Annotated in this window: 29 protein-coding genes; 11 read left to right on the forward strand and 18 right to left on the reverse strand. The window is 70.0% G+C overall.

The window, feature by feature from the left end; all coding sequences use genetic code 11:
* Window positions 1–27 precede the first annotated feature (27 nt).
* The gene (locus tag BLT28_RS32025) at window positions 28–1056 is read left to right on the forward strand and encodes a YhjD/YihY/BrkB family envelope integrity protein (protein WP_030426945.1); all 1029 of its coding nucleotides are present in this window, start codon (window positions 28–30) and stop codon (window positions 1054–1056) included.
* Here BLT28_RS32025 and BLT28_RS32030 read toward each other — a convergent pair.
* From BLT28_RS32030 to BLT28_RS32055, 6 genes are all read right to left on the reverse strand, one after another.
* Window positions 1031–1753 (reverse strand): ESX secretion-associated protein EspG, encoded by a 723-nt coding sequence (locus tag BLT28_RS32030; protein WP_052406785.1) that lies wholly within the window; start codon window positions 1751–1753, stop codon window positions 1031–1033. The two genes, BLT28_RS32025 and BLT28_RS32030, sit on opposite strands and share 26 nt — an antisense overlap.
* Window positions 1754–1755: 2 nt before the next feature.
* Complete coding sequence (locus BLT28_RS42645; protein WP_156050435.1) at window positions 1756–2898, reverse strand: hypothetical protein; 1143 nt, start codon at window positions 2896–2898, stop codon at window positions 1756–1758.
* A 16-nt stretch (window positions 2899–2914) separates the two neighbouring features.
* Window positions 2915–3496, reverse strand: coding sequence for a DUF3558 domain-containing protein (locus BLT28_RS32040; protein WP_083383807.1), 582 nt, complete (start codon window positions 3494–3496; stop codon window positions 2915–2917).
* Between the two features lie 20 nt (window positions 3497–3516).
* Window positions 3517–3918, reverse strand: coding sequence for a PE domain-containing protein (locus BLT28_RS32045; RefSeq protein ID WP_052406783.1), 402 nt, complete (start codon window positions 3916–3918; stop codon window positions 3517–3519).
* 130 nt (window positions 3919–4048) lie between these two features.
* Window positions 4049–5299 (reverse strand): D-alanyl-D-alanine carboxypeptidase family protein, encoded by a 1251-nt coding sequence (locus BLT28_RS32050; RefSeq protein ID WP_043810079.1) that lies wholly within the window; start codon window positions 5297–5299, stop codon window positions 4049–4051.
* 75 nt (window positions 5300–5374) lie between these two features.
* Window positions 5375–6634 carry a D-alanyl-D-alanine carboxypeptidase family protein gene (locus BLT28_RS32055; RefSeq protein WP_052406782.1) on the reverse strand — a complete coding sequence of 420 codons (1260 nt, stop codon included), beginning with the start codon at window positions 6632–6634 and terminating at the stop codon, window positions 5375–5377.
* 60 nt (window positions 6635–6694) lie between these two features.
* On the opposite strand from BLT28_RS32055, the gene BLT28_RS32060 reads away from it, so the two are divergent.
* Entirely contained in the window at window positions 6695–6940 is a 246-nt protein-coding gene (locus BLT28_RS32060) for an SCO4848 family membrane protein (RefSeq protein ID WP_030426938.1), read from the forward strand.
* A gap of 31 nt (window positions 6941–6971) precedes the next feature.
* On the forward strand, window positions 6972–7319 hold the full coding sequence (locus BLT28_RS32065) for a hypothetical protein (protein ID WP_030426937.1): 348 nt from the start codon (window positions 6972–6974) through the stop codon (window positions 7317–7319).
* Here the strand turns inward: BLT28_RS32065 and BLT28_RS32070 are convergent.
* The 5 genes from BLT28_RS32070 to sdhC form a co-directional block, all read right to left on the reverse strand.
* Window positions 7316–7933 (reverse strand): GNAT family N-acetyltransferase, encoded by a 618-nt coding sequence (locus tag BLT28_RS32070; protein ID WP_030426936.1) that lies wholly within the window; start codon window positions 7931–7933, stop codon window positions 7316–7318. The genes BLT28_RS32065 and BLT28_RS32070 overlap by 4 nt on opposite strands.
* A gap of 122 nt (window positions 7934–8055) precedes the next feature.
* Window positions 8056–8832 carry a succinate dehydrogenase iron-sulfur subunit gene (locus BLT28_RS32075; protein ID WP_030426935.1) on the reverse strand — a complete coding sequence of 259 codons (777 nt, stop codon included), beginning with the start codon at window positions 8830–8832 and terminating at the stop codon, window positions 8056–8058.
* Window positions 8832–10583, reverse strand: coding sequence for a succinate dehydrogenase flavoprotein subunit (gene sdhA, locus BLT28_RS32080; RefSeq protein WP_030426934.1), 1752 nt, complete (start codon window positions 10581–10583; stop codon window positions 8832–8834). The genes BLT28_RS32075 and sdhA overlap by 1 nt, the downstream gene beginning before the upstream one ends.
* Before the next feature lie 22 nt (window positions 10584–10605).
* Window positions 10606–11034 carry a succinate dehydrogenase, hydrophobic membrane anchor protein gene (sdhD, locus tag BLT28_RS32085; protein WP_030426933.1) on the reverse strand — a complete coding sequence of 143 codons (429 nt, stop codon included), beginning with the start codon at window positions 11032–11034 and terminating at the stop codon, window positions 10606–10608.
* Window positions 11035–11036: 2 nt separating this feature from the next.
* Complete coding sequence (gene sdhC / locus BLT28_RS32090; RefSeq protein ID WP_030426932.1) at window positions 11037–11471, reverse strand: succinate dehydrogenase, cytochrome b556 subunit; 435 nt, start codon at window positions 11469–11471, stop codon at window positions 11037–11039.
* Window positions 11472–11987: 516 nt separating this feature from the next.
* On the opposite strand from sdhC, the gene BLT28_RS32095 reads away from it, so the two are divergent.
* From BLT28_RS32095 to BLT28_RS32120, 6 genes are all read left to right on the forward strand, one after another.
* A complete protein-coding gene (locus BLT28_RS32095; protein WP_030426931.1) occupies window positions 11988–13124 on the forward strand; it encodes a BMP family lipoprotein in 1137 nt (378 codons plus the stop codon).
* Window positions 13125–13257: 133 nt separating this feature from the next.
* Window positions 13258–14826: an ABC transporter ATP-binding protein gene (locus tag BLT28_RS32100; protein WP_030426930.1), complete on the forward strand. Its 1569-nt coding sequence runs from the start codon at window positions 13258–13260 to the stop codon at window positions 14824–14826.
* Entirely contained in the window at window positions 14823–15956 is a 1134-nt protein-coding gene (locus BLT28_RS32105) for an ABC transporter permease (RefSeq protein ID WP_030426929.1), read from the forward strand. The genes BLT28_RS32100 and BLT28_RS32105 overlap by 4 nt, the downstream gene beginning before the upstream one ends.
* 5 nt (window positions 15957–15961) lie before the next feature.
* Window positions 15962–17230 carry an ABC transporter permease gene (locus BLT28_RS32110; RefSeq protein ID WP_231950917.1) on the forward strand — a complete coding sequence of 423 codons (1269 nt, stop codon included), beginning with the start codon at window positions 15962–15964 and terminating at the stop codon, window positions 17228–17230.
* 74 nt (window positions 17231–17304) lie between these two features.
* A complete protein-coding gene (locus tag BLT28_RS32115) occupies window positions 17305–17709 on the forward strand; it encodes a cytidine deaminase (protein ID WP_030426927.1) in 405 nt (134 codons plus the stop codon).
* Window positions 17702–18982 carry a thymidine phosphorylase gene (locus BLT28_RS32120; protein ID WP_030426926.1) on the forward strand — a complete coding sequence of 427 codons (1281 nt, stop codon included), beginning with the start codon at window positions 17702–17704 and terminating at the stop codon, window positions 18980–18982. The genes BLT28_RS32115 and BLT28_RS32120 overlap by 8 nt, the downstream gene beginning before the upstream one ends.
* 60 nt (window positions 18983–19042) lie before the next feature.
* Here BLT28_RS32120 and BLT28_RS32125 read toward each other — a convergent pair whose 3' ends face one another.
* Window positions 19043–20224: a hypothetical protein gene (locus BLT28_RS32125; protein ID WP_052406835.1), complete on the reverse strand. Its 1182-nt coding sequence runs from the start codon at window positions 20222–20224 to the stop codon at window positions 19043–19045.
* 414 nt (window positions 20225–20638) lie between these two features.
* Between BLT28_RS32125 and BLT28_RS32130 the strand changes: the two genes are divergently transcribed.
* Window positions 20639–21727, forward strand: a complete 1089-nt coding sequence (locus BLT28_RS32130; RefSeq protein ID WP_030426924.1) for an adenosine deaminase — start codon at window positions 20639–20641, stop codon at window positions 21725–21727.
* 57 nt (window positions 21728–21784) lie between these two features.
* Here BLT28_RS32130 and BLT28_RS32135 read toward each other — a convergent pair whose 3' ends face one another.
* The 5 genes from BLT28_RS32135 to BLT28_RS32155 all read right to left on the reverse strand — a co-directional run bounded on the left by BLT28_RS32135 (window position 21785) and on the right by BLT28_RS32155 (window position 25444).
* Complete coding sequence (locus BLT28_RS32135) at window positions 21785–23044, reverse strand: hypothetical protein (RefSeq protein ID WP_030426923.1); 1260 nt, start codon at window positions 23042–23044, stop codon at window positions 21785–21787.
* Between the two features lie 65 nt (window positions 23045–23109).
* Window positions 23110–23562 (reverse strand): YbaB/EbfC family nucleoid-associated protein, encoded by a 453-nt coding sequence (locus BLT28_RS32140; RefSeq protein ID WP_030426922.1) that lies wholly within the window; start codon window positions 23560–23562, stop codon window positions 23110–23112.
* Window positions 23559–23936 (reverse strand): hypothetical protein, encoded by a 378-nt coding sequence (locus tag BLT28_RS32145; RefSeq protein ID WP_030426921.1) that lies wholly within the window; start codon window positions 23934–23936, stop codon window positions 23559–23561. Before BLT28_RS32145 ends, BLT28_RS32140 begins: the two co-directional genes overlap by 4 nt.
* Window positions 23937–23949: 13 nt before the next feature.
* Window positions 23950–25110 carry a C40 family peptidase gene (locus tag BLT28_RS32150; protein ID WP_030426920.1) on the reverse strand — a complete coding sequence of 387 codons (1161 nt, stop codon included), beginning with the start codon at window positions 25108–25110 and terminating at the stop codon, window positions 23950–23952.
* A 4-nt stretch (window positions 25111–25114) separates the two neighbouring features.
* Window positions 25115–25444, reverse strand: coding sequence for a type VII secretion target (locus tag BLT28_RS32155; protein ID WP_052406781.1), 330 nt, complete (start codon window positions 25442–25444; stop codon window positions 25115–25117).
* Window positions 25445–25627: 183 nt separating this feature from the next.
* On the opposite strand from BLT28_RS32155, the gene BLT28_RS32160 reads away from it, so the two are divergent.
* Window positions 25628–26140, forward strand: coding sequence for an SMI1/KNR4 family protein (locus tag BLT28_RS32160; protein ID WP_162184782.1), 513 nt, complete (start codon window positions 25628–25630; stop codon window positions 26138–26140).
* Between the two features lie 84 nt (window positions 26141–26224).
* On the opposite strand, the gene BLT28_RS32165 is transcribed toward BLT28_RS32160, so the two are convergent.
* The gene (locus BLT28_RS32165) at window positions 26225–26920 is read right to left on the reverse strand and encodes a hypothetical protein (RefSeq protein ID WP_156050433.1); all 696 of its coding nucleotides are present in this window, start codon (window positions 26918–26920) and stop codon (window positions 26225–26227) included.
* Window positions 26921–26970 lie beyond the last annotated feature (50 nt).

Raw genomic sequence — 26970 nt, forward strand, 5'->3', positions numbered from 1 at the left:
GCCGGGCGAGCGGGGTAATTTCCGATCGTGAACGAGGTTGCGGAACAGGCGAAGCCGTCGTGGTTCGAGCGCCAGCGGAAACAACGCCGCTGGTTCGACCACCTCATCCGCTCCGGCGGTCGCTACGTGGACAACTACGGCGACCACTACGCGGCGGCGATCACGTACTTCTCGATCCTCGCGCTCGTGCCGCTGCTCATGGTCGCCTTCTCCATCGCCGGTGTGATCCTCGCGGGCGATGCCGTGCTGCTGGCGCGGCTGACCGACCAGATTGCCTCGATCATGCCCGGCGGAGCCAGCAGCGAGGTGAAGAAGATCCTGGACACCGTGCTGAAAGAGCGGCAGACGGTCGGATACGTCGGTTTCGTCGTTGCCCTCTACTCCGGCTACAGCTGGATGGTCAGCCTTCGTGACGCGTTGACCGCGCAGTGGGGGCTCGCCCGGCCGGAGCTTCCGTTCCTGCGCACGATCCTGAAGGACCTGCTGGCGCTGATCAGCCTCGGCCTCGCGCTGGTCATCTCCTTCGGCATCACCGTCGCGGGCAGCGGTATGGCGGAGACGATCCTCGGCTGGATCGGCCTCGCGGACCAGGGCTGGGCTCAGGCGTCGATCCGGGTGCTGAGCATCCTGCTGTCCCTCGCCGCGAACTGGCTGGTGTTCCTCTGGGTGTTGGCGAAGCTGCCCCGTAAACCGGTGACGTGGCGCAGCGCCATGCGTGGCGCGATCTTCGGCACGGTCGGCTTCGAGCTCCTCAAACAGGCCGGTGCGCTCTACCTCGGTCAGGTCACCAAGTCCCCGACAGGCGCGGTGTTCGGTTCGATTCTGGGTCTGTTCATCTTCGTGAACCTGGTGGCGCGTCTGCTGGTGTTCTCGGCGGCTTGGACGGCGACCTCCCGCGACAACGCGCCCGCTCCGGCCGAGACGACTCCGGCTCCGACGGCCATCCGGCCGGTCGTCGAGGTCCACAACGGCCCGAGCCCGAAGACCGCCGTCGGTCTGCTCGGCGTGGGCCTGTTGCTCGGCAGGCTGCTCAGGTTCCGGCGACCAGGTCGCTGAGCTCGCGCGCCAGCACCACCGGGTCAGCGGGAGCCACGGTGAGGTAGTCGCCTCGTTGCAGGGTGAGATACCGACCGGAGTCGTTGTCGTGGAAGCCCACCACGCGCGTTGCCCGCTCGCGGCCTCCGTGTGAAGTCCGCCACGTCGCGCAGAACTGCCCCCTTCGGGTGATGCCTTCGCACATCGACACGAGCACGCGCGCATCGGTGCTCGGCAGTCCATTGCGGATCAACGCCTCCGCGATGTCCGTCCCGCGGTCACTGCGGCCCGCCGCCTCGAAGCTCGCGATCGGCACGCTCACCGAGACGCCGCGCCCTGCCGGTGCCTCCGGGAGCACCGCCACCATTCGCCCAGCCGGATCGGCCGACGGAAACGCCCGCAGAGTGCAGCCGCCGTGCGACAACACTGCGAGGACGTCGGTGTCCCCTTCGGAACTGAGCAGCGCGCGGACCTCGCCGTCCAACCACGCTCGCAGCTCAAGGGCGTGGCGTCCCATCGCGAGCGTTCGCAACCACCCCTGCACCGTCGCAGTGGGAACGCCCCGTTCGGCAAGCCCCGCCCAGGCCCGCCGCACGACCTCCGCTCGTTCCGCGTGCGTCGCCCCCGGCGAGGGGACGTCGAGGACCAGCGGCAGTTCGCCCAGGCAGGCCGACTCCCACAGCACGTCGAGCTCCACCTCCGAGAGCCGGACATCCACGGTCAGTCCTCACCGATGACAGGCGGCGCGACGAGCCTGTCGTCTTCAAAGAGATCGCTGCCCGGCACCCAGTACTTCCGCTGGTGCTCCGAGTCCTCCTCCCGCTGAGCCCCGCTCGCCGGTTGCAGAAACCCTTGCTGGCCGGGCGTTCCCGCCGGACGAGGGGGAGCGGCACTTGCGGACGATCCTCCGGCCGTGCCCTTGCCCGGCGAGGTGTGCGGGCTGGGTGGCCCCGGAACTCCTCCGACGCTTCCTATACCTCCGCCGACCAGGCCGCCACCGCTGTAGCCCCCGCCGCTGTAGCCCCCGCCTCCGACTTCGCCGGTGAACCCGCCGCCACTTCCGGTCCCTCCTGGAGTCCGGTCGTTCCAGACCAGCTCGTTGTGATCGGGCGGGATGATCGGATTCGGCCCGGGAATCGGGGTAGGGATCGGCGTCGGCCGTGGTCCAGGCTCGGCACGGTCATCGGGACGTGGAGTGGGCGCTGGCTGGCCTCCTCCACCCAGTTCCCCTCCACCTGAGCCTCCTGAACCGCCGCCACGCACCCGCGGCGGCGTGGGCGGCGGCCCAGGAGGCGCCGGCGGTGCCGGGGGCGGAGCGATCTCGGTGTTGAGCACGATCTTCGGCACCGGTTGCAGCGCGGGCATGCTCGCGACCCGCTGCCGCGTGTAGCTCGTGTGCTGTTCCATGATCTCTTGTGCCCGCCGCTCCGCATTCCGCGCTTCGGCTTCTCGCTTCTGCCAGTCCTGGGTCTGCTTGAGCACATCCCCGACCGGATTTCCCGTCGGCCGCACCGGTTTCGGCCCCGCGTTCGGAACGGGCGGCACGTTCTTCCGTGCCCAGTCCGAAGTCCCCGCCTGTCCCATCGTGCTGTTCCGTGTGTTGAAGCTCGTCAGCCGAAGCCCGTCGGTGTACTGCCGCAACGACTGCATTCCCGCCGTTGCCTTCGACGCCGCCTCCCCCTTCCATACGGGCTCAGTTCTCCCGAGTGCCTTGGCGACGGCGTCAACCGACGCGATCAGGGACTTGTTCATCGACTCCAGGGTTCGCTCTGCCGCGACGCTGCTCTTGGCGCCGTTGCCGAGGTGTACCCAGTCCCAGATCTGTTGATGTTCAATGCCTTTCCAGCGAACGTCGAAGTTCATCGTCCCCCCATGGCAACTATTTCCTGGAAAGCAGCGTTTGCATCGCCAGCTCGGCAACGCGTCTCGCTTCAGCGCAGAACGGCTCAGGACTGGTGCCTCGTTCACCACGAGGACTTGAGAGGATGTCGAGGTACTCGCCGTTGGCGACGTCGACAAGCACCTGACAGTCGTCCTTGAGCTGTTTCCCGGTCACTTCCAGAGCAGGGAAACCGGCGATGTCGATCTTGTTGGTGGCGCTGAGTCCGGCCTGTCGATCCGGGGTGAACCACTCAGTGATGTCCTCGTTGACGATCAGGGAGATCAACGAGCCGTAGTTGGGCGGCGACCCGAAGGTGTTGCCCACACTGCACTGCGCTTCGCCGAGGCGGTTGCCCGTGTCGGGCAGCCGGGTCTTGCTGTACCTGAGCTGTTCCAGTTGCTGGTCTGTGAGCACCCGGCAGGGGTCGACGCCCTTGAGGGAGATGTCACGTGGGCGGGGCGGGAGCGGCCGAGATGTGCCCGTGGTGGTTGGAGCCGAGATCGCCGTCGTGGGCGGTGTGTCCTGTGGGGTACCGCTGTCACAGGCTGACACCGAAACGAGCAGGGCAAGGCAGATCATCAACAGCAGTGGACGCCGAGTCACAGACTGAGACCTCGTTCCAACAGAGCGGCATTGGTGTGCTCGGTCATGTTGTAGCGCTTCGCAGCGGCCATGAGGGCCTCACGGTGCGCCTTGTACTCCCCGACCAACTGCGTGAGAACGTTGACCAGCGACAGTGCGTCGTCCGTGAAATGTTTGTTGAAGAGGCGCGCGGCCTCCACGCTGACCGGGTCGCCGAGCCACGGCTTGTGGATCTTCAGGTCGCGCCGGGCGCGATCGATTTCCTTGCTGAGGATCTCGGCCTGCTCCGCGAATGTCGCCGCCAGCTCGGGGATCATGTGCGGCTCGACGTCGATCGTGTGGGCCTGCGCTCCGTCCGGCGGTGGTGCGGGCGCCGGTGGGCGGCGGCCGGAACCACCGCCGTCGTGTACTGCGACCATCGTCGGCTCCCCCCGGATCGGACCACAGCACATCCAGGCTATCGGGCGACGGTTTGCCAGGGGCGCAAAATTGGGTGAAGACATGAAAGCGCCCGGCCGATCAAAGATCGGCCGGGCGCCAAGTGCAGGATCAGCGAGCCGCCAATGCGCGGGCGCGCTTTGCCTTTTTCTTGCGGAGGTACAGCAACAGGCCCATCAGGCCGAGCACCCCGGCGACGGCGGTGAGCGGGCCGCCGACGTTGCCGAAGGCGGTCGGGGCCGCACTGGGGTCGATGCCGTCAGCGGTGCCGTCGGGCTTGGCCTGGCGGTTGGTGCCGGCGTTGTCGTCGCCGGGGGCGCGCTCGACGAGCTGGCCGACGGGCTTCACGTCGGGCTTCATGGCGAAGCCGTAGTCGAGCAGGCGCGCGCCCTGCTGCCACGCCTCGACGGGCTGCTTCGGCGTGAACAGCACGACGGTGACCAGGCGGCGGCCGTTCTTGCTGGCGGCGCCGACGTAGGTGTGCTTGGCGTCGTCGGTGAAGCCGGTCTTGCCGCCGAGCGCGCCGGCGTAGTTGGCCAGCAGCTTGTTGTCGTTGAAGACGTCGACGTCGGGCTTGCCGTTCTGGCCGGGGAAGACCATCTGGCGGGTCTTCACGGCCTCGGCGAACTCGGCGTTGCGCATGGCCGCGCGAAAGATCAGGGCCATGTCGTAGGCGGAGGTGCTCATCCCGGGCGCGTCGAGGCCGTTCGGCGTGGCCGCCCTGGTGTCCAGCGCGCCGAGGCTGCGGGCGAGGGCGTTCATCTTCCTCAGCCCCTCCTCGACACCGCCGTGGCCACCGACGGTGCGGGCGAGGGCGTAGGCCGCGTCGTTGCCGGACTTCATCAGCATCGCGCGGACGAGCTGGCGGACGGTGTACTTGCCGCCGGTCACCAGGGGAACGCAGGTGCACTCCCGGCTGGTGTCGTCCTTGGTCGCGGTGATCGAGGTCTCCGGGCTGAGCTCCTGGAGCGCGGTCAGCGCGGTCAGCACCTTGATCGTCGAGGCCGGGCGGTGCCTGCCGTGCGGGTCGTGCGCCGCGAGCACCGCGCCGGTGTCCAGGTCGGCGACCAGCCACGCGGCCGCGGCCAGCTGCTTGGGCAGCGCGGGCGCCTTGTCGGGGAGCACGTCACCGCACTCGGCCAGGCGCGTGCCGCCGACCGGGCGCTCGGGCACGGGCAGCGGGGCGGGGGCGGCCTTGCCCGGCGGGGGGCGCTCCGAGGTGTCCACCGGCGGCGCGGGCACGCTGCGGTAGGAACACGCGGTGGACGGGTTCGGCTCGGCGAGCGCCGCAGGGGCTGCGGTCAGCAGCGCGCAGACCGAAACCACCAGCGCCGCAACGGGGCGATGAGCGGTGAGACGCACGCAGGCAGGCTAGTCACCCCGTCGCGGCGGCGATAATCGGGTTGGCTGTACGCAGTCGTCCGGTCGCGGTGCGTGTCAGGCCCTGGACCGCCTGGACACCTTCTTCTGCAGGTAAATCAGCAGAGCGGCGATGAGCAGCACACCCGCGGCGATCGTCAGCGGACCGCCGACGTTGCCGAAGGCGGTCGGGGCCGCGCTCGGGTCCATCACCGTCTCGCCGTTGGGGTCGCGCACCGCCTGAGCCGGGGTCTCCGGGGTGGAGCTGGTCCCCGGAGCGCGCTCGACGAGCTGGCCCACCGGCTTCACGTCGGACTTCATCGCGAAGCCGTAGTCGAGCAGCTTCGCCGCCTGCTGCCAGGTGGCGACCGGCCGGGCCTCCGCGCGCAGCAGCACCGTCACCAGGCGGCGGCCGGACTTCGACGCCATGCCGATGACCGCGTTGCCCGCGTTGGCGGTGAAGCCGGTCTTGCCGCCGATCGCCCCGCTGTAGTTGGCCAGCAGCTTGTTGTCGTTGGTGACCGTGAACGCCGACTTCGACCCGGTCATCGGGAAGTTCGCCGAGCGCGCCCTGGTGATCTCGCTGAAGTTCTCGTTGCGCATGGCCGCGCGCACCATCAGCGCGATGTCGTAGACCGAGCTGCTCATGCCGGGGCCGTCCCGGCCGGAGGCCGTCGCCACCCTGGTGTCCAGCGCGCCGATCTGCGCGGCCAGCGCGTTCATCTTGGCCAGCGTGGCCTCGGTGCCGCCCAGCTGGCGGGTCAGCGCGCTCACCGCGTCGACGGCCGAGTCCACCAGCAGCATGCCGCGCAGCAGCTGCTTCACCGTGTACTTGCCGCCCACGGCAAGACCGATCTTGTCGCCCTCGGTGTCCACAGCGTCTTCTTTGGTCACCGTGACCGGGGCGTCCATGTCCAGTTCCTGGACGGCGACCATGGCGGTCAGCACGGTGATGGCGGAGGCGGGGCGGTGCCGGGCGTGCGGGTCGTTGGCCGCGAGCACGGCACCGGTGTCCAGGTCGGCGACGATCCACGAGGCCGCGTTGACCTGGCTGGGGACCGTGGGCGCCTTCTCCGGCAGCACGTTGTCGCACTCGCCGAGCCGCGGGCCGCCGACGGGGCGCTCCGGGACCGGCAGCGGGGCCGGTGCGGGCTTGCCCGCCTGGGGCTGCTCCGAGGAGTCGACCGGGGGCGGGGGCACGTTCTGGTTGCCGCACGAGGGCTGCTGCCGCTGGACGTGGGCGGGTGACGCCCATGCCGGACTCAGCACGGCCGCTGTCGAGACCATGCAGACGGAGACCACCAGCGCCGCAGCGAGGCGGTGGGCGGTGAGACGCACGGAAGGCAGGCTAGCCACCCCGCGCCGCCCGCGGTAGGCGAAGCATCGGATACTTCATTGGTGAAGCTCACCCGCCGTGCCTCGCTGTTCTTGCTCGCCTTCGCGGTGTGGACGTGGCTGATCTGGCCGAACTTCATGGTGAACATCGCGAAGGACGTTCGGGCATTCACCGACAGTGGCGCACCCACCACGTTCTTCACCGTGCATCTGGTGCTCGTTCTCACGTCTTTGGCGCTGGGAACTGTGATCGGCGTCATCGGCTGGCGGGGCTTCCGCGCTGACCGGGCGGCGCGCAAGACCGACTGACTCCCACCACCACCGAAAGAGGAGACCAGCTGTGGAGTTCCTCCGGCTCGTCCTCGTGTTCCTGCACCTGCTCGGCATGGCCGTGCTCGTCGCGATGCTGCTGCTCCAGCGCAGGACGGCCCCGGGCGGCCCGCTGAACAAGGGCTGGCTGCACGGCAGCCTGCTCCAGCTGGTCACCGGCCTGGCCCTGGTCGGCATCGCCGAGATGGGCGAGCCGCCGGTCAACCACGCCAAGGTCGGCGTGAAGCTGGTGGTGCTGCTGGTGATCCTCGGACTCGTCGCGGTGAACGTGCGCAAGGAGAAGTTCGCGGGCTGGCTCGTCCCGACCCTCGCCGCGCTGGTGGTGCTCAACACCGGTGTCGCGGTGTTCTGGGTCTAACGCGGCTCGCGCCAGAACGTGATCAGCTCGGGGCCGTTCGGGAGGACGACCTTCCCGTGCACCTCGCAGCCGATCCGCTCGTAACGGCCGACCGGATCGTGGTTCGAGATTTCGAAATAGAGCGGTAGTCCCTTTGCGTCGCAATGGTTGACCACCGAACGGAGCAACCGGGCGCCGACCCCCCTGCCGGTGCGGTCGGGGTCGGCGCCGACGAACCTGCCGTACCAGTGCGGGTCGGCGGGCCTGGCGGCCTCCAGCAGTTCGAATCCCTTGAGCACTTCCGAGGTGCGGCTGCCCGCCACCATGGCCAGCCGGAGGCGGAGGATCAGGTCGTCGGGCAGCGCGGCACCCAGCGACGGGCCCTCGCCCGCGTGCAGGCCCGCGCCCTGGAGCACGCTGTCGCGCTCGGCCACCTCGATGCTGCCGAGCCGGAAGTGCTCGTCGCGCGCGTTCAGCGCGAAGAACCTCGGCAGCTGCCTGCGCCTGCGCCCGGCACCGGGAACCAGCCACGCCATGAACGGGTCGTCCTGAAAAGCCCTGCCGAGAACGGCGGTGATCCTCGGCAGGTCCGCTCTGGTGGCGCTGCGGACGACGAGTCCCCCTGTGCTGGCCATGCTCCCACCGATAGTGGGGAGTCCATCCTCGGTCAACCGCAGCGGAAGAATTCGGTATCCACGTACAGAAAAACGGGCCGTCACCGCGCAATTGCGGTCACGGCCCGTTTCCGTTTTCCTCGTCAGCGGCGGAACAGCAGCGCGCGCTTGACCTCCTGGATCGCCTTGGTCACCTCGATACCGCGAGGGCAGGCGTCCGTGCAGTTGAAGGTCGTGCGGCAGCGCCACACGCCGTCGACGTCGTTGAGGATGTCCAGTCGCTCCTCGGCGGCCTCGTCGCGGCTGTCGAAGATGAACCGGTGCGCGTTGACGATCGCCGCCGGGCCGAAGTACGAGCCCTCGCTCCAGAACACCGGGCAGGAGGTCGTGCAGCAGGCGCACAGGATGCACTTGGTGGTGTCGTCGAAGCGCTCGCGGTCGGCGATCGACTGCACGCGCTCCTTGGTGGGCTCGTTGCCGTAGTTGATGAGGAACGGCTTCACGGCGCGGAAGGCCTCGAAGAAGGGCTCCATGTCCACCAGCAGGTCCTTGTGGACCGGCAGGCCCTTGATGGGCTCGATGGTGATAGTGGTGTGCTTGCCCTTCTTCATCAGGTCCTTGACCAGGACCTTGCAGGCGAGCCGGTTGACGCCGTTGATGCGCATGGCGTCGGAGCCGCAGATGCCGTGGGCGCAGGAGCGGCGGAACGTCAGCGTGCCGTCCAGGTACCACTTCACGTAGTGCAGCAGGTTCAGCACGCGGTCGGTCGGCAGTGCGGGGACGTCGAAGGTCTCCCAGTACGCCTCGCCGTTGTTCTGCTCCGGGTTGAGCCGGTAGAGCTTCACGGTGACGACCGTCGAGCCCTCGGGAGCGGGCGGACGCGAACCGCGGATGCCGGCTTCTTCAACAGTCGCAGTCATCAGTACTTGCGCTCCATCGGCTGGTACCGGGTGATGGTCACCGGCTTGTAGTCCAGGCGGATGTCCGCCGTCAGACCCTCGCCGTGCTTGTAGGCCATGGTGTGACGCAGGAAGTTCACGTCGTCCCGGGCCTGGTAGTCCTCGCGGGCGTGGCCGCCGCGGGACTCCTTGCGGGCGAGCGCGCCCTGCACCAGGATCTCGGCCAGCTCCAGCAGGAAGCCGAGCTCGACGGCCTCCAGCAGGTCGGTGTTGAACCGCTTGCCCTTGTCCTGGATGGAGATCCCGGCGTAGCGCTCCTTGAGCGCCTGCACGTCGGTGAGCGCCTGCTTGAGCGTCTCCTCCGTGCGGTAGACCGAGGCGTTGAGGTCCATCGTGGTCTGCAGCTCGCCGCGGATGTCCGCGACGCGCTCGCCGCCGTGCGCCGAGCGCAGCGACTCCACCATGGTCTCCACCACCGCGGCCGGGTTCTCCGGCAGCTCGACGTGCTCCCGGCCGAGCGCGTACTCCGCGGCTGCGATGCCCGCGCGGCGGCCGAAGACGTTGATGTCCAGCAGCGAGTTGGTGCCGAGGCGGTTGGCGCCGTGCACCGAGACGCACGCGCACTCACCGGCGGCGTAGAGGCCGGGGACGATGTTGTCGTTGTCCCGCAGCACCTCACCGCTGATCTTGGTGGGGATGCCGCCCATGGCGTAGTGCGCGGTCGGGTACACCGGCACCTGCTCGGTCACCGGGTCGATGCCGAGGTAGGTGCGGGAGAACTCGGTGATGTCCGGCAGCTTCGCGTCCAGCACCTCGGCGCCCAGGTGGGTCAGGTCGAGGTAGACGTAGTCCTTGTGCGGGCCGGCGCCGCGGCCCTCGCGCACCTCTGTGGCCATGGCACGGGCGACCATGTCGCGCGGGGCGAGGTCCTTGATCGTCGGGGCGTAGCGCTCCATGAAGCGCTCGCCGTCGGAGTTGCGCAGGATGCCGCCCTCGCCGCGCGCGCCCTCGGTGAGCAGGATGCCCAGGCCGGCGAGGCCGGTCGGGTGGAACTGGTAGAACTCCATGTCCTCCAGCGGCAGGCCCTTGCGGAAGATGATGCCCATGCCGTCGCCGGTGAGGGTGTGCGCGTTCGAGGTGGTCTTGAAGACCTTGCCGAAGCCACCGGTGGCGAACACGACGGCCTTCGCCTGGAAGACGTGGATCTCGCCGGTGGCCAGTTCGAGCGCGACCGCGCCGGTGCATACCGGGCCGTTGTCGGTCTCGGTCATGCAGATGTCGAGCACGTAGTACTCGTTGAAGAACTCGATGCCGTGCTTGACGCAGTTCTGGTACAGCGTCTGGAGGATCATGTGCCCGGTGCGGTCGGCCGCGTAGCAGGCCCTGCGCACGGCGGCCTCGCCGTGGTTGCGGGTGTGCCCGCCGAAGCGCCGCTGGTCGATCCGGCCCTCGGGCGTGCGGTTGAACGGCAGGCCCATCTTCTCCAGGTCCAGGACCGCGTCGATGGCCTCCTTCGCCATGATCTCCGCGGCGTCCTGGTCGACCAGGTAGTCACCGCCCTTGACCGTGTCGAAGGTGTGCCACTCCCAGTTGTCCTCCTCCACGTTGGCCAGCGCGGCGCACATGCCGCCCTGCGCCGCGCCCGTGTGGGACCTGGTGGGGTAGAGCTTGGTCAGCACCGCGGTGCGGGCCCGCTGGCCGGACTCGATCGCCGCGCGCATGCCGGCGCCGCCCGCGCCGACGATCACGACGTCGTACTTGTGGAACTGCATCTTCTCTTCTCCCCGTGCCCGCTCAGTGCCCGATGTTCGGGTTGAAGGTGAACAGCGTGTAGGTCCCGAGCACGACGGTGAGCACCATCGAGACGGTCAGCAGGACCTTCAGCCAGAAGCGGGTGCCGTCCCTGCGGGCGTAGTCGTTGATGATCGTGCGCAGGCCGTTGCCGCCGTGGATCGCGGCCAGCCAGAGCATCGTCAGGTCCCAGACCTGCCAGAACGGGGAGGCCCAGCGGCCGGCGACGAAGGCGAAGTTGATCTTGTGAACGCCGCCGTCGAGGAACAGCATGATGAACAGGTGGCCGAGCACCAGGAAGACCAGCACCATGCCGGAGATCCGCATGAACAGCCAGCTCTGCAGCTCGAAGTTGCTGCGCCGGGCGGGCTTGCGCTGCTGGTGGTGCGGGGAGCGCGGGGCGGCCAGATCGGTCGCTGAGGTCACAGCCATCGTCAGCTACCTCCGAACAGCATCGAGAGCGCCTTGCTGACCAGGTAGTAGGTGCCCGGGATCATCACGACCAGCCACAGGACGATGATCGTCCAGAGCATCGGGCGCTGCAGCCGGGGGCCCTTGGACCAGAAGTCGACCAGCATGATCCGCACGCCGTTGAGCGCGTGGAACAGGATCGCCGCGACCAGGCCCAGCTCGAACAGGACGAAGAACGGGGCCTTGTAGAGGGAGATGACCTCGTCGTAGGCGTCGGGGGAGACCCGTACCAGCGCGGTGTCGATCACGTGGACGAAGAGGAAGAAGAACGTGAGCACGCCGGTGATCCGGTGCGCGACCCACGACCACATTCCCAGGTCTCCGCGATAGAGCTTGCCGCCGCCCCGGGACCTGGTCCCGGAGCTGGGCGCCCCCGCCGCGGCGGTGGTGCTGGCCATGGTGGACTGGCCTCCAACATCGCTGGTGGATGAAGGCCCGCAGCCCGAGGGGGATACCCGAATCACGGACCCCGGCTCCGGCGTTCGTCACGGAGCCTTCGATTCGGGGAATGCTAGCCCCGGGCGGGCGCGGGCACCCACTTGGCACAGGGCTGTGTGATCGACCAGACAAGCGGGCGCCGCCAGGCCGCTCGGGAAGTTAGTGCGACCTTACCGGCCGGTCGCTGGGCCGGAGGAGCGTTTTCGAATTCGAAGATCTTGGCACCCACGTGAATCGCGTTCGGCAATTGATCGCAATCGTGTCCGGGTGATGACCGCGCGTGTTCGGCGCACCCGGCGTCAAACGATTAGGTCACGTCGCCCACTTTGGGGGAGGGCATTCCCCGTACCGGCGGGTACGGTTGCGCGTCCGATATTCCCCGGCAACGTCGCCGTCGGCCGAAGTGTCGGCCGCATCCGCCGCCCGGGGTCGCGCTGCTCAGCTGAGCAGGGAGGGAGACACACGCCGTGCGTCGTATGCGTGGCACCGTTCTGGCGGCCGTCGCGGTCAGTACCGCACTCGTGCTGGCCGGTTGTGCGAAGGACTCGGGTGCCCCGTCCGGCGGTGGCAACGCTTCCGGCGACGGGTGCAAGCTCGCGCCGAAGCCCCCGGCCGCCGCAGCAAGCACCACCACCTCGAAGGCCCAGGAGAAGGCCGACGGCAGCGCCCTGAAGGTGGGCCTGGCCTTCGACATCGGCGGGCGTGGTGACGCGTCCTTCAACGACTCCGCCGCCGCTGGGGTCGACAAGGCGGTCGCCGAGCTCGGGGTGAAGAAGGAGAACGTCAAGGAGCTCTCCGCGGGCCCGAACGAGGCCGAGAGCGCCAAGCAGACCCGTCTGCGCCAGCTCGCCCAGGACGGCGTGAACCCGATCATCGCGGTCGGCTTCGCCTACGCCGACGCGCTCAAGGCGGTCGCGCCGAGCTTCCCGAACACCAAGTTCGCCATCGTCGACGCCACGGTCGAGGGCGCGACCAACGTGACCCCGCTGGTCTTCGCCGAGGAGCAGGGTTCGTTCCTGTCCGGCGTCATCGCCGCGTACAAGTCGAAGAAGTGCAACGTCGGCTTCGTCGGCGGCGTGGAGACCCCGCTGATCCAGAAGTTCGAGGCGGGCTACTACCAGGGCGCCAAGGCGGCGGCCCCGGACATCAAGATCTCCAAGAAGTACCTGACCCCGGCGGGCGACTTCACCGGGTTCCAGGACCCGGCCAAGGGCAACGCCGCCGCCCAGGGCATGATCTCCGGCGGTTCGGACGTGCTCTACCACGCGGCGGGCGCCTCCGGTAAGGGCGTGTTCACCGCCGCCAAGGCCGCGGGTGTCTCGGCCATCGGCGTCGACTCCGACCAGTACAACCAGAAGACCGTCGAGCAGGAGAAGGACGTGATCATCTCGTCCATGCTCAAGCGCGTCGACGTCGCGGTCTTCGACTACCTGCTGGCGGTCGCCAAGAACGACCTGTCGAAGCTGCCGAAGGTCTTCGACTTCAGCGTCGGCGGCGTGGGCTACGCGACCTCGGGCGGCAAGATCGACGCCGACCTGCAGGCCGTGCTCGAGGGCTACAAGGCCCAGATCGTCTCCGGCCAGATCAAGGTTTCGGACAAGCCGACCAGCTGATCCTGGCGAGATTCTGATATGAGCTACGGGCCCGGAGGGGTGTTCGCCCTCCGGGCCCTATGCTCGCCCCCCGCCGAACAACCGGCAGCCGACAACGACGTCGGGCCTTCACCACTGCTACGGAGCTGACACGATGACAACTCCGACCGCCGCCGCCGAGGGTGGTGTCGGCCAGCCCACCGGCGGGGCCTGCGCCGTCCGCCTCTCCGGGATCACCAAACGCTTCCCCGGCGTCGTCGCCAACTCCGACGTCCACCTCAGCGTCGCCTCCGGCGAGGTGCACGCGCTCTGCGGGGAGAACGGAGCGGGCAAGTCGACCCTGATGAAGATCCTCTACGGGATGCAGAACCCGGACGAGGGCACCATCGAGGTCAACGGCGAACAGGTGCACTTCAAGTCGCCCTCGGACGCCATCCGCGCCGGGATCGGCATGGTGCACCAGCACTTCATGCTCGCCGACAACCTGACCGTGCTGGAGAACGTCGTGCTCGGCGCGGAGTCGCTGCACGGCATCGGCGGCAAGGCCCGCGCGCGGATCGCCGAGCTGGCGGGGCGCACCGGCCTCAACGTGAGCCCGGACCAGCCGGTCGAGGACCTCGGCGTCGCCGACCGGCAGCGGGTGGAGATCCTGAAGGTCCTCTACCGCGGTGCGAAGATCATCATCCTGGACGAGCCCACCGCCGTGCTGGTGCCCCAGGAGGTCGACGAGCTGTTCGAGACCCTGCGCGGGATGAAGGCGCAGGGCTACACGTTCCTGTTCATCTCGCACAAGCTCGACGAGGTCCGCGACATCGCCGACAGCGTGACCGTGATCCGCAGGGGCACCACGGTCGGCAGCGCGGACCCGAAGAAGATCAGCTCCCGGCAGCTGGCCGAGATGATGGTCGGCAGCGAGCTGCCCAGCCCGGAGACCCGCGACTCCACGGTCACCGACCGCGAGGTGCTGGTGGTCGAGGGCGTGCGGCTGTGCAGCCTGGGCGCCGACCGCCCGGTGCTCGACGACATCTCGCTGACCGTCCGCGCCGGTGAGGTGCTGGGCATCGCGGGCGTCGAGGGCAACGGCCAGACCGAGCTGGTCGAGACGATCATGGGCATGCGCAAGGCCGACGCCGGGCACATCCGCCTCGGCGACGCCGACCTGACCGGCCTGGGCACGCTGGCCCGCCGCGAGGCCGGGATCGGCTACGTGCCCGAGGACCGGCACCGGCACGGGCTGCTGCTCACCCAGCCGCTGTGGGCCAACCGCATCCTGGGCTACCAGACCCGCAGGCCGACGGCCAAGGGCGCGTGGCTGGACATCGAGGGCGCCAAGGCCGACACCCGCCGCATCGTCGAGGAGTTCGACGTGCGCACCCCGGGCATCGAGGTCGCCGCGGCGGCGCTGTCCGGCGGCAACCAGCAGAAGCTGGTGGTCGGCCGCGAGCTGTCCGGCAACCCGAAGCTGCTGATCGCCTCGCACCCGACCCGCGGCGTCGACGTCGGTGCCCAGGCGGTGATCTGGGACCAGATCCGCGCGGCGCGCGCCGCCGGCCTCGCGGTGCTGCTGATCTCCGCCGACCTGGACGAGCTGATCGGCCTGTCCGACACGATCAAGGTGATGTTGCGCGGCCGCCTGGTGGCCGACGCCGACCCGGCAACCGTCACGCCGGAGCAGCTGGGCTCCGCCATGACCGGCGCCGCCGGGGAAGGGGACGAGGAGTGAAGCTCAACCTGCGTTCCGTCGTACTGCCGCCGCTGCTGGCCATCGCCTTCGCCGCGCTGCTGTGCGGTCTGGCGCTGCTGCTGTCCGGCGCGAACCCGTTCACCGCCTTCGGCGCCATGGTGGCCGAGGTCGGCCAGGGCACGGCGGCGGTCGACATCATCAACGGCGGCGCGACCTACTACCTGATCGCCCTGGCCGTGGCGATCGGCTTCCAGATGAAGCTGTTCAACATCGGCGTCGAGGGCCAGTACCGGATCGCCGCCGTGGTCGCGATGATCGTCGGCGGCGCGATCACGCTGCCGCCCGGCCTGCACGCCCTGGTGATCATGCTGGTGGCCGTCGTCGCCGGTGCGCTCTACGCCGCGATCCCCGCGCTGCTCAAGGCCTACCGCGGGGTCAGCGAGGTCATCTCCACGATCATGCTCAACGCGATCTCGCTGGGCATCGTGGCGTTCCTGATCAAGCCAGAGGTCTTCGGCGTGCTGCGGGCCAACAGCCTGACCACGGGCGAGCTGCCCGAGTCGGCGCACGTGCCCGGCATCTCCTTCGGCGCGGCGGGCACGGTCTTCGGCCTCGGCCTGCTGTCGGTGGTGGCGGGCATCGGCTACTGGGTGCTGATGAACCGCACCCGGTTCGGCTTCGAGCTGCGCGCCTCCGGCGAGTCCACCACCGCGGCGACCGCGGGCGGCGTCAACGCCAAGCGCATGATCATCGCGGCCATGCTGCTGTCCGGCGCCGTCGCCGGGCTCACCGCGCTGCCGGAGCTGCTCGGCCGCGACTACACGTTCACGCAGAACTTCCCGCAGGGCTACGGCTTCAGCGGGATCGCGATCGCGCTGCTCGGCCGCAACCACGCGGGTGGCATCGCCTTCGGCGCGCTGCTGTGGGCTTTCCTGGACCGCTCCGCGCTCGCGCTGGACAACATCGGCGTGCCCAAGGAGATCGTCACGATCATGCAGGGCGCGATCGTGCTCTCCGTGGTCGTGGCCTACGAGGTCGTGCGCAGGATGCAGCTGGCCGCCGAGCAGCGCCGGGTCGGCCAGCAGCTGGGTGCGAACCCTCCTGATGACGCAGCAGCGGGCGGGAACGAGAAACCGGCCGCGACGAGTGCCGGTGGAGGTGCGGCGTGACCACGGTGATCTCCAAGCCCGCCGACGGCGGTGCCGTCCCGCCCGCGCCGCGGCGGACGAAGAAGCTGCCCGGCTGGTCGAAGGGCCTGATCTGGGTGGCCGCGGTGATCGCGGCGCTCTCGGCGGCCTCCTACATGACCGGCGTGGCGCAGCTGACCGCCACCGGCACCATCCAGACCGCCCTGGTCCTGGCGATCCCGATCCTGCTGGCCGCGCTCGGCGGCCTGTGGGCGGAGCGCGCCGGTGTGATCAACATCGGCCTCGAAGGCATGATGATCATGGGCACCTGGGGCGCGGCCTGGGCCGGCTACCAGTGGGGCCCGTGGGCCGCGCTGGTCGCCGCCGCGATCTTCGGCGCGCTCGGCGGCCTGGTGCACGCGATCGCCACGGTCACCTTCGGCGTCAACCACATCGTCTCCGGTGTGGCGATCAACCTGCTCGGCGCCGGCCTGACCAAGTACCTGTCCACGCTGCTGTTCCAGCCGGTGTCGAACAACCCGCGGGAGTCGCCGCCGGTGCCCAAGTTCGACACCTACTCCGCCCAGCCGCTGTCCGACTGGCTCGGCGATCTGGAGGACATGCAGCGGGTCGGCCTGTCCGACGTCGCGGGCGTGCTGCGCGGTCTGGTCACCGGTGTCTCGCCGCTGACCATGCTGGCGCTGCTGCTGGTCCCGGTCAGCTACCTGGTGCTCTGGCGCAGCCGGTTCGGGCTGCGCCTGCGTTCCTGCGGTGAGAACCCGGTCGCGGCCGAGTCGCTCGGCGTCAACGTGTACCTGCACAAGTACGCCGCTGTGATCATCTCCGGTGCCTTCGCGGGTGTCGGTGGCGCGGCGCTGGTGCTCACCCCGGGCGGCCACCCCGGCTACCTGGAGGGCCAGACCGGCGGGCGCGGCTACATCGGCCTCGCCGCGATGATCTTCGGCAACTGGCGGCCCACCGGCCTGCTCGGCGGGTCGGCGCTGTTCGGCTACGCCGACGGCCTCCAGCTGCGCAGCGGTGGCTCCACGGTGATGGCGCTGTTCTACGCGGCGGTGCTGGTGCTCTTCGCCGCCGCGGTCGCGCTGGTGTTCACCCGCAAGTACTTCGCCGCGGGCCTCACCCTGGTCGGGGCGGCGGTGCTCTACCTCGTGTACTGGTCGGTGGACGAGATGCCCAGCCAGCTCTCCACGTACCTGCCGCACATGGTCACCCTGGTGGTCCTCGCGGTCGCAGCCCAGCGCCTGCGGCCCCCGGCTGCCAATGGCGAGGAGTACAGGCGAGGCCGCGGGCACTAGCTCCGGTTTCGTGGGAAAGCCCGAAAGTGGGTCGTGCGTACCACTTTCGGGCTTTCGTTTGCGAGGATGCCGTAGTGGTCGCCGTCGATTGGGAACACCTGCGCGCCGCCGCCGTCACCGCGGCGAAGTCCGCCTACTGCCCGTACTCCGGGCTGCAGGTTGGCTCCGCCGCGATCTGTGACGACGGCAGGCTGGTCCAGGGCTGCAATGTGGAGAACGCCTCTTACGGGGTCGGGCTGTGCGCCGAGTGCGCGATGGTCGGCCAGCTCCGGCTCACCGGTGGCGGGAACTTCGTCGCCGTCGCCGTGCGCGACGGGGGCGGGAACCTGCTGATGCCGTGCGGTCGCTGCCGCCAGCTGCTGTTCGAGATGGGCGGGCCGGACTGCCTGCTGGAGACCCCGCGCGGCGTGCTGCCGATGCGGGACGTGCTGCCCGACGCGTTCGGGCCCGACCACCTTCCCGGGAGAAGCAATGGCTGAGCAGTTCGCCGCGGTGGACGTGATCCGCGCGAAGCGCGACGGCAAGCGGCTCACGGACTCCCAGATCGACTGGGTGATCGACGCCTACACCAGGGGCGTCGTCGCGGACGAGCAGATGAGCGCGCTCGCCATGGCGATCTTCCTCAACGGCATGGAGTCCGCCGAGACCGCGCGCTGGACCCGCGCCATGGTGGCCTCCGGCGAGCGCCTGTCGCTGTCGGTGGACAAGCCGACCGTGGACAAGCACTCCACCGGCGGCGTCGGCGACAAGATCACGCTGCCGCTGGCCCCGCTCGTCGCCGCCTGCGGTGCCGCCGTCCCGCAGCTGTCCGGCCGCGGCCTCGGCCACACCGGCGGCACGCTGGACAAGCTGGAGTCGATCCCGGGCTGGCGCGCGCAGCTGACCACCGAGGAGATCGCCGAGCAGCTGAACAAGGTCGGCGCGGTGGTCTGCGCGGCCACCGAGGGGCTGGCACCCGCCGACCGCAAGCTCTACGCGCTGCGCGATGTCACCGGCACGGTCGAGGCCATCCCGCTGATCGCCAGCTCGATCATGAGCAAGAAGATCGCCGAGGGCGCCGACGCACTGGTGCTCGACGTGAAGTTCGGCTCCGGCGCGTTCATGAAGTCCGCCGACGACGCCCGCCGCCTGGCCGAGGCGCTGGTCGGCATCGGCGTGGACCACGGGCTCAAGGTCAGCGCGCTGCTCACCGACATGTCCGTCCCGCTCGGCCGCGCCGTCGGCAACGCGCTGGAGGTCGCCGAGTCCGTCGACGTGCTGCGCGGCGGCGGCCCGGCCGACGTTGTCGAGCTGACCGTGGCGCTGGCCAGGGAGATGCTGTCGCTGGCCGGGATCTCCACCGACCCGGCCGCGGTCCTGTCCTCCGGCGGCGCGTACGACACCTGGGCGCAGATGATCTCCGCGCAGGGCGGCGACCCGGAAGCGGAGCTGCCGCGCGCCGAGCACGTGCACGTCGTCGAAGCGCCCGAGGACGGCGTCCTGGCCACGCTGGACGCCTACGCGGTCGGCGTCGCGGGCTGGAGGCTCGGCGCGGGCCGGGCGCGCAAGGAGGACCCGGTGCAGGCGGGCGCGGGCGTGCTCTGCCTCGCCAAGCCCGGCGAGGAGGTCCGCAAGGGCGAGCCGCTGCTGGAGCTGCACACCGACACCCCGGACGCCATCCCGGCCGCGCTCCGGGACCTGGAGGGCGGCTACACCGTGGCCGGCTCCGCGCCGGTCCGCGACTCCCTGGTGCTCGACGTCATCAGGGGATAGCAAAGGGGCGCATCCGGCAGAAGGTCCGGATGCGCCCCTTTTTCGACGGTTGGTCCTAGATCAGGCGTCGATCTCCTCGGGGATCTCGGCGTCCTTGTCCTCGCCCCGCGGCTTGCCGTTCACCTTCTGCTGCCGGGCGCGGCGCTGCGGCCGGGGCAGTTGCGCCGGCGGCGGGGGCGGGGTCGGCGCGCCGCCGCCGAGGATCAGCTCGGCGAAGGTGGCCATGGCCTCGTCCAGCTGCGCGGCGTTGCGGCGCTCGGTCTCCTCGTTGGCCTTGCGGACCAGCGAGAGCACGGTCTCGTTGGTCGGCCGGTCACCGACGACGCCCGCCAGCTTGTCCAGGTACTGCCCGGTGGCCTTGCCCAGGTCGTCCAGCTTGGAGCTGAGGTCGCCCTCGACGCCGTCGATCCGGTTGTCCACGCCCTCCAGGCGGGAGTTGACGCCGTCCAGCCGCTCGGCCAGCGCGTCGAGCTGGTCGGTGTGGTCCACCGCCGGGCGGGCCAGCACCTCCTCGAAGCGGCCCTGGAGCGCGTCGTGGGTCTCGCCGACCGAGTTCTCCAGCGAGGTGCGGGCGTCGGCGACCGAGCCCTCCAGCGACGTGCGGGCCGCGGTGACCGCGTCCTCCAGGGAGGTGCGGGCCTGGCCGACCTCGGCGCGCAGGCCGTCGGTGCTCTCGGTGAGCGAGCGCTGCAGGGCCTCGCGGGTGCCGTCGAGGTGCTCGTGCACGCCCTCGTCCACCTCGTCGATGCGGCCGCGCAGCACGGTCTCCAGCGCTTCGAGGCGCTCGCGCATCGGACCCGTCACCAGGCCCGGCACCGCCTCGGTCTTGCCGTCCTGCTTGTCCAGGTGCAGGTCGAGGTCGTCGAGCCGCTTGTGGATGTGCGCCAGCTTGTCCTCGAGCCCGTCCATCCGGACGTGCACGCCCTCCATGCGACCGGACACACCGTCGAGGCGCCCGTCGAGCTGGGTGAAGGGAACGGCGAGCTTGTCGACGAGCCCGTCGACGGCCCTGCCGAGGCCGGCGATCGCGCCGTCCTGGGCCTCAAGCTTCGCGAGCGCCTCGTCGAGGCGCTCGGCCAGCACGCTGACCTCGGTGCGGTCCGGCAGCTCCGAGATGCGCTTGCGAACGGCGCCAAGGGACTCCAGCGGGGACATCCTGGCGTGGATCTCGTCCAGCGCGTCAAAGATCTGCTGCTGCTCGCTCTCGCGGATCTCTGCGGCGCGAACGAGCATGTTCCGCATCCGATCGAAGGACATCGTCGAGTGGTTGTTCTCGCTCACGGCAGGTGACCTTCGTCCGATGGGGAGGGGAAGAGGACGAGGGCGAGCGTAGCCAGTCCCCCGATTAGTGGTCCAAGAGACCCCGCCGAGGGATCAGAAGTCCCAGGACGAGTTAGCCCGATCGGGTGACGTCGCGGCCGATGTGAAGGTGAGGTGAAGAGAGGGGCCGAGGCTTCGTTCGAGCGCGAGCACCCCATTCGAGCTACAAAAACCCCGGCTTTGATCGCGTTCCGTCGTGAAGAAGCCCGTGAGGGGGCGCGAAGAGCCAACCGACAGTGTGGAGTTTCGCACGCCGCAAACGGGCCGCCATGATCATAGCGTGAGCGATTTCGCCGTGCGAACCGAGGTTTCGCAGGTGAGGGGTACCGTGTCGCCATGTCAACCCCGGTGACCCTGGAGAGCATTCGCACCGCACCCAAGGTGCTCCTGCACGACCACCTCGACGGCGGCCTGCGCCCGCAGACCGTGATCGACCTGGCCCGCGAGAGCGGCTACGACGCGCTGCCCACCCATGACGCCGAAGAGCTCGGTGTCTGGTTCCGGGACGCCGCCGACTCCGGTTCGCTCGAGCGCTACCTCGAGACGTTCGCCCACACCGTCGGCGTGATGCAGACCCGCGAGGCCCTCGTGCGCGTCGCCGCCGAGGCCGTCGAGGACCTGGCCGCGGACGGCGTCGTCTACGCCGAGGTCCGCTACGCCCCCGAGCTGTTCACCGAGGGCGGCCTGACCCTGGACCAGATCGTGCAGGCCGTCGAGGAGGGCTACCGCCTCGGCGAGCGCCGCTGCGCGGAGGCGGGCAGGAAGATCCGCATCGGCACGCTGCTGTGCGCCATGCGGCAGAACGCGCGGTCGCTGGAGATCGCCGAGCTGACCGTGCGCTACCGCGACGCCGGTGTCGTCGGCTTCGACATCGCCGGCCCCGAGGCGGGCTTCCCGCCCACCCGCAACCTGGACGCCTTCGAGTACCTGCGGCAGCAGAACGCCCACTTCACCATCCACGCGGGCGAGGCGTTCGGGCTGCCGTCGATCTGGGAGGCCATCCAGCACTGCGGTGCCGAGCGGCTCGGCCACGGCGTGCGGATCATGGACGACATCAAGGTGGACGAGGACGGCACCGTCCACCTCGGCAGGCTCGCCGGCTACGTCCGGGACCGCCGCATCCCGCTGGAAATGTGCCCGAGTTCCAACGTGCAGACCGGTGCGGCGACCTCGATCGCCGAACACCCGATCGGCCTGCTGGCGAAACTGCGTTTCCGGGTCACGGTGAACACCGACAACCGGCTGATGAGCAACTGCACCGTTTCCGGCGAGTTCGCCGCGTTGCACGAGGCATTCGGATACGACTGGGCCGACATGCAGTGGTTCACGGTGAACGCGATGAAGTCGTCTTTCCTCGGATTCGACGAACGGCTCGCCCTCATCAACGACGTGATCAAGCCGGGATACGCCGAGCTGATCGGCTGACCCGTGAGACGGAAAAGGGCCCCCGCCACGCGGCGGGGGCCCTTTTGCGATCCGGGATCAGTGCTTGCGCAGCCGGTCCTCGAGGTTGCCGACCAGCTCCTGCCAGACGCCGACCTCCGCGGTGAACGGCGCGCTCGGCGCGAGCCGCGTGGGGTCGGGCCGCAGCACGAAGGAGACCATCCAGCCCAGCGGCTCGGACGAGGACAGCGCGTTGGCCACGCGGTCGTCGTCGGCCCACTCGGCCGCGTCGGTCAGCAGCTCGACGGCGAGCTCCAGCTGCGTCGGGTCCATCGACTCCGGGCCCTCGGCCAGGTCGTCCGCGATGCCGTTGAGCACGTAGACGTTGTCCTGGTGGACCTCGACCTCCAGCTCACCGCCGGTGGCCTTGGCGAGGACGTCCTCCCAGGTCGAGACCTCGGCGAGCTGGTTGCGCGTCGGGTCGGCCGCCGCGTTGTCGGCCAGGTGGCGGGCCAGGGCGCGGGCCGAGGTGAACACGTCGATCTGCCCGTCGGAACCGAGGAAGACCGGGCGCTCGGAGTTGTCGTCGACCGGCAGGTAGCAGCGCAGCGTGTAGTACTCCGCCTGGCTCGTGATGATCTTGATCGGGTCGATGCCGACCTCGCCCCAGAACCCGACCGGCTCGTCGGAGTCCTCGTCGTCGGCTTCCTCGCCGTCGATCTCCTCGGGCTCCGCCTCCGCCGCGGCCGCAGTGCTCTCCTCGTGAGCGGCCAGCTCCTCCTGGGCGGTGGCGAGCGCGGCCGCGTCGACCTCGGGCGTGCTGATCAGGCCGTCGATCGCGTCGAGGACCTCGTCCCAGCGCTCGTCGACGACCTTGGCGATCTCGTTCCAGCGCGCCTCGCCCTCGCGGCCGGTGAACGGGAAGGTGCCCTGCTGCAGCACGGAGAAGCCCGCGGCCTGGTCCAGCACCTCGTGCACGACCTCCAGGTCGCACACGTCCGCGAGCGAGCGCAGGATCGCGACGACGTCAGCCAGGTCGCCGATCGTCCAGGTGTCCGGCTCCTCCGCGACCAGCTCGGGCACGCCGACCAGGTCGTAGCGGTTGTCGTCCTCGGGCACCAGCTCGCCGACCGTCAGCGCGGGCACCACGTGCCAGGCCGGGTGGTCGATGAGGTCGTGCTCGGTCGCCGTGCGCGTGTACGCCGCGAGCTGGGCCGCGTCCGGGAAGGCGTAGAGGTCCTCCTCGTGCCCGAGGAACGCCTCCCACTCCTCGCCGTCCTCGCGCCAGCGCGGTGCCCACAGGGTGAGCAGGTCGCCCTTGGGCAGGACGAGTTCGATCGGGACGATGTCCTGCGCCATCCATGCCTCCGGGTAAGCGGACTTCTTCCGGGGCGCAGCCTACGGGGTGGCCAAGATCATGCCGTTCACCGGTCCGACCGCAGGGTGGAGGCGTCGAAGGCGAACACGTCGTCCTCGTCGTCCGCATTCGTGGAGTGCGGTGCGGCGTCAGGGAAAGCGGTGCTCGACGGCACCTCTTCGGCGGCTCGCTCCCGCTCCGGCGCGGGCCCGGCCACGGCTTCGATCGCTGCGGTCAGCTCATCGCCGAGCACGGGCGCCATCACGTTGTACGCCCGCTGATTCGCCTGTTCCGCCGCGGCGCGGGAGGCGCGCACGACCTCCTCGCCGAGCCGCGGTCCGAGGTGCACGGCGTTCGGGTGCAAGCGCAGGCCGACCAGTCGGCCCCTCGCGGTCACGGTCGCCTCGACCAGACCGCCAGCGCTCGTCGCCATTCCCGTGACCGTTGCCAGGACACGTTCCAGTTCGGCCGCCTGGACCCGTTGCCGCTCGGCCGAAGCGATCAGTTCGGGGGTGCTCACAACGGCCTCCTCAGCAGTGGACCGGCTTCGTCCTCGTCCTCGTCGTCCGCGCGCTCGATGCCCAGCGAGACCAGTTCCTTCTGCGCCGAAGCGTCCAGCGCAGCGCCGACTGCGTGGTGCAGCCGCGCGCCCGCCAGGCGTTCCGCGCGCCCCGCCAGAGCGAGGATCTCCCTTGCCAGGGCGTCAGTGTTCATCCGCAGGGCGGCGGGGCCGAGTTGGACATCGCGCAGCCCGCCACCGGGCACGACCTCCACGACGACCTCGCCGTCGCCGGACGTGGCCCTGCCGACCACCGGTCCGGTGCGGGCGAGGCGTTCGGCAACGCGGTCCTCGGTCGCTCTGATGCTCGCCGCCGCGCGGGTGACGTCGTCCATGATCAGCTCGCTCTCAACCCGTCGGCCGGTAGAAACCGACGAACGGCATGCCGGAGTTGGTCGTGCGCAGCGGCCGGATCTGCACCGGGTCACCGGCTTCGACCATCTGCCCGTCGCCGATGTACATCGCCACGTGGCCGCGCCAGACCACGAGATCGCCCGGCAGCAGCTGTCCGGGCGGTACCGAGGCACCCACCGCCTGCGCCGCGGAGTGCCGCGGCAGGTCGAGCCCGGCGTTGCCGTAAGCCCACTTCGTCAGCCCGCTGCAGTCCGTGGCGCGCGGCGGATCCGAAGCCGCCCACACATAGGGAGTGCCGAGGACCGACAGCGCGTTGCGCACCGCGGCCGCCGCCACCGGGTTCGGTGCCTGCACGGTGTGCCCGCCGGGCAGGTTGATGTCCACGCCGGAGCCGGGTTGCGGCGGGATCGCGACCGGGAGGTTCGGCCGCCCTCCGCCGCCGCCGCCACCGCCACCGCTGCCACCGCCACCGCTGCCACCGCCACCACCGCCGGAGCCTCCGCCACGTTCTTCAGGAGGTGCCGGTGGAGCGGGCGGCGAGGTGCCACCGCCCTGCACTTCGACGGCGCCGTTGCCGCCGAGCTGCGAGCCAAGTCCTTTGAAGGCACCGAGATCCGCCGGTCGCAACGCCCGCAGCCGCGCCGCTGCCTCGGTCAGGTGGTCGGAGACCTTCTTCAGCTCCGTCGCCGACTTCTCGACGTAGAGCGCCGATCGCCCGAACGCCCTGGCGGTCGCCTCGCGCACGGCGTTGGTGTCGCCCGCTTTCTGGGCCGCCAGCGCCGCTTCGAGAGCCGGCTTCACCGAGGCGATGAACTCGTCGATCAGCCCCTGGATCGCCTTGCGGCCCGTGGTCACGGCGCCGACCGCTCCGGCAACGGTGCCCTGAGCGCTCGCGCAGTTCCCGGACAGCCGGTCGAGCCCGCCGTCCAGCGTCGCGACCCGGCCCTGAAAGGCGTTCGCCCGCTCGCCGTACCAACCACCGAGCGCCGTTCGGACCTGCGCCCCGTGCCTGGTCTTGACGTCGGTGATCGCCGTCTTGGCGGCCCCGAGCGATTCGGCCGCCTTGCTGGCGCTGCCGGTGTCACCGGCGAGCTTCGCCAGGTGCTCGCGCATCGGCCGGACGAGCGGTTCGATCAGCCCCGCGGCGTCTGCCACGCCATCACCCCTGAGCCTGGGTTCGGCGCATCATGGCGGCGTGGTCGGCGTCCTGCCGCTGGTACGCCGTCAGCGCGCCCGCGACCGAGGTGGCGAGCCCGCTGAGCCCGGCCGACGCGGCGGCCAGCCCGTCGACGGTCGCCTTCGCCGCCTGCTGGAAAGCCTGGCCGATGCCCACCTCCGCGCCGATCTTGCCGAACGCGTCCGCGGGCAGGGCGGTGATCGGCCCCAGCGTCGCGCTGCCGACCTTGCCGAGGTCCTCGGCCAGCCGCGGTGTCGCCCTCGAATAGCTCGTCAGCGCGGCCGGATCGACCTTGAAGCCCTGCTCCACCATGCGCTCCAGGCTGCCGCACGGTGGTCCGCCCTGTCCTGGAATACGCAGGATTCACGCGAGCGAGGGAGCGACGGGCCGGGACTGTCAGGGGTGCATGCCAGCATCCGGCTCGTGGGGTCGAGCACCGCAGGTTCATCGAGCACTGTTTCCCGGAGCTGGAACCGGATCACCCGCATCCTCACGGTGCGGGCTCCAGCCACCGCGAGAGAGTTGCTGCCACCCGCGACCGAGGCGGACGTGCGCGCCGCCGAACGGGCGCTGGGCCGACGTCTGCCGAAGGAACTGCACGACTGGTGGGCCAGCTGCGGCGGCGGTCTGCACCCGGTCCTGCCGCACGGCTACATCCCGTACCGGCCGGTCGGCTCGGTGAGCGCCTGGCGGGAGTGGTCCAGGAGGCACGCGACCGGTCCGCAGGCCGACGTGCCCGCGGGCAGTCCGGGCGCGGGCTGGCACCCGTGGTTCGTCCCGATCGCCACCGACGGCGGCGACCACGACCTCGTCGTCGACCTGCGTCCCGGGCCGCTGCACGGCTGCCTGTTCGCCTTCAGCCACACATGGGGCGTCGCCCACCCGCCCGAATGGGAAGGCCTCGCCGCGTTGCTCGGCGGCGTCGCCGACGCGTTGGAGACGGGTGGACGGATCGGCCGCTACCACCCGGCGACCACGAGAGGAGGCATGCTGATCTGGAAGCTGTGACACGGGATGTGGAGGTACCGCACGAGGTCATGGCGGACGACCTTCAGCGGAAGGGCGCCGATCCGGGCAGGGTGTGGGCGGGGCTCAGGCGGCCGGGACGAGCAGGGCCCAGGACTTCACGGTGCCCTGGCCGGAGCCCCAGGGCAGGTGCTCCCCGACGTCCACGAAGTGCCCGCTGACGTCGTTGTTGTTCAGGACGACCTCGACGGTGTCGTCGGCCTCGCCGGACGTGCGGCCGCACAGGCTGTAGAACCACACCGGCCGGTTGGGCAGCTGGCCCTCGCGCATCAGGCGCTCGGCCACCACGAGGGTCGGCGGACGCCGGCGGGCGACGTCGACGAAGCCCTCGTCGATCCCGCCGAAGTCGCGCCAGCCCACCGGACCGGCGAACAGCTCGGTGGGGCGGCCCTCGCCGTCCGCGCCGAGCTGGTGGAACACGGCGTCGGCGAGCGGGTGGTCGGGCTGCTGGATGGCGATGAAGACCGGCAGCACGTTGTCCACCCAGGACATCAGCGCGTCGGCGAGCGGGTGGGCCTCGGCGGAGCGCACGCCGACGGCCTGGTCCCAGGCGTAGCCCTCCTCCCAGGCGGTGCAGCGCACCCCTAAGGGCAGCCGTACGTAGGCGCCCGCCGGATCGTGCTCCGGCTCCTCGACGGCGATCTCCAGGTCGAGGTCGGTCAGCGCCACGACGGTGCCGGTGCGCTCGGTGCGCAGGTTGTGCGACTCACGGAGCATGGCCGCGATCACTTCGGCGATGCCGCCGGCGTCGAGCTCTTCCACCTTGGACAACCCCTTCGAAAACGATGTGCCCCGCGATCCGAGGACCGCAG

It is taken from the genome of Allokutzneria albata (genome assembly GCF_900103775.1).
GTDB lineage: Bacteria > Actinomycetota > Actinomycetes > Mycobacteriales > Pseudonocardiaceae > Allokutzneria > Allokutzneria albata.

Excerpts from the sequence above, each read along its gene's own strand:
- BLT28_RS32070 (WP_030426936.1), bottom strand. The coding sequence starts at position 7,933 with ATGGCCAGCACAGGGGGACTCGTCGTCCGCAGCGCCACCAGAGCGGAC.
- BLT28_RS32040 (WP_083383807.1), bottom strand. The coding sequence starts at position 3,496 with ATGATCTGCCTTGCCCTGCTCGTTTCGGTGTCAGCCTGTGACAGCGGT.
- sdhA (WP_030426934.1), bottom strand. The coding sequence starts at position 10,583 with ATGCAGTTCCACAAGTACGACGTCGTGATCGTCGGCGCGGGCGGCGCC.
- sdhC (WP_030426932.1), bottom strand. The coding sequence starts at position 11,471 with ATGGCCAGCACCACCGCCGCGGCGGGGGCGCCCAGCTCCGGGACCAGG.
- sdhD (WP_030426933.1), bottom strand. The coding sequence starts at position 11,034 with ATGGCTGTGACCTCAGCGACCGATCTGGCCGCCCCGCGCTCCCCGCAC.
- BLT28_RS32130 (WP_030426924.1), top strand. The coding sequence starts at position 20,639 with ATGTCAACCCCGGTGACCCTGGAGAGCATTCGCACCGCACCCAAGGTG.
- BLT28_RS32120 (WP_030426926.1), top strand. The coding sequence starts at position 17,702 with ATGGCTGAGCAGTTCGCCGCGGTGGACGTGATCCGCGCGAAGCGCGAC.
- BLT28_RS32155 (WP_052406781.1), bottom strand. The coding sequence starts at position 25,444 with ATGGTGGAGCAGGGCTTCAAGGTCGATCCGGCCGCGCTGACGAGCTAT.
- BLT28_RS32100 (WP_030426930.1), top strand. The coding sequence starts at position 13,258 with ATGACAACTCCGACCGCCGCCGCCGAGGGTGGTGTCGGCCAGCCCACC.
- BLT28_RS32075 (WP_030426935.1), bottom strand. The coding sequence starts at position 8,832 with ATGACTGCGACTGTTGAAGAAGCCGGCATCCGCGGTTCGCGTCCGCCC.
- BLT28_RS32095 (WP_030426931.1), top strand. The coding sequence starts at position 11,988 with ATGCGTGGCACCGTTCTGGCGGCCGTCGCGGTCAGTACCGCACTCGTG.
- BLT28_RS32135 (WP_030426923.1), bottom strand. The coding sequence starts at position 23,044 with ATGGCGCAGGACATCGTCCCGATCGAACTCGTCCTGCCCAAGGGCGAC.
- BLT28_RS32145 (WP_030426921.1), bottom strand. The coding sequence starts at position 23,936 with ATGGACGACGTCACCCGCGCGGCGGCGAGCATCAGAGCGACCGAGGAC.
- BLT28_RS42645 (WP_156050435.1), bottom strand. The coding sequence starts at position 2,898 with ATGAACTTCGACGTTCGCTGGAAAGGCATTGAACATCAACAGATCTGG.
- BLT28_RS32045 (WP_052406783.1), bottom strand. The coding sequence starts at position 3,918 with ATGGTCGCAGTACACGACGGCGGTGGTTCCGGCCGCCGCCCACCGGCG.
- BLT28_RS32125 (WP_052406835.1), bottom strand. The coding sequence starts at position 20,224 with ATGCGGAACATGCTCGTTCGCGCCGCAGAGATCCGCGAGAGCGAGCAG.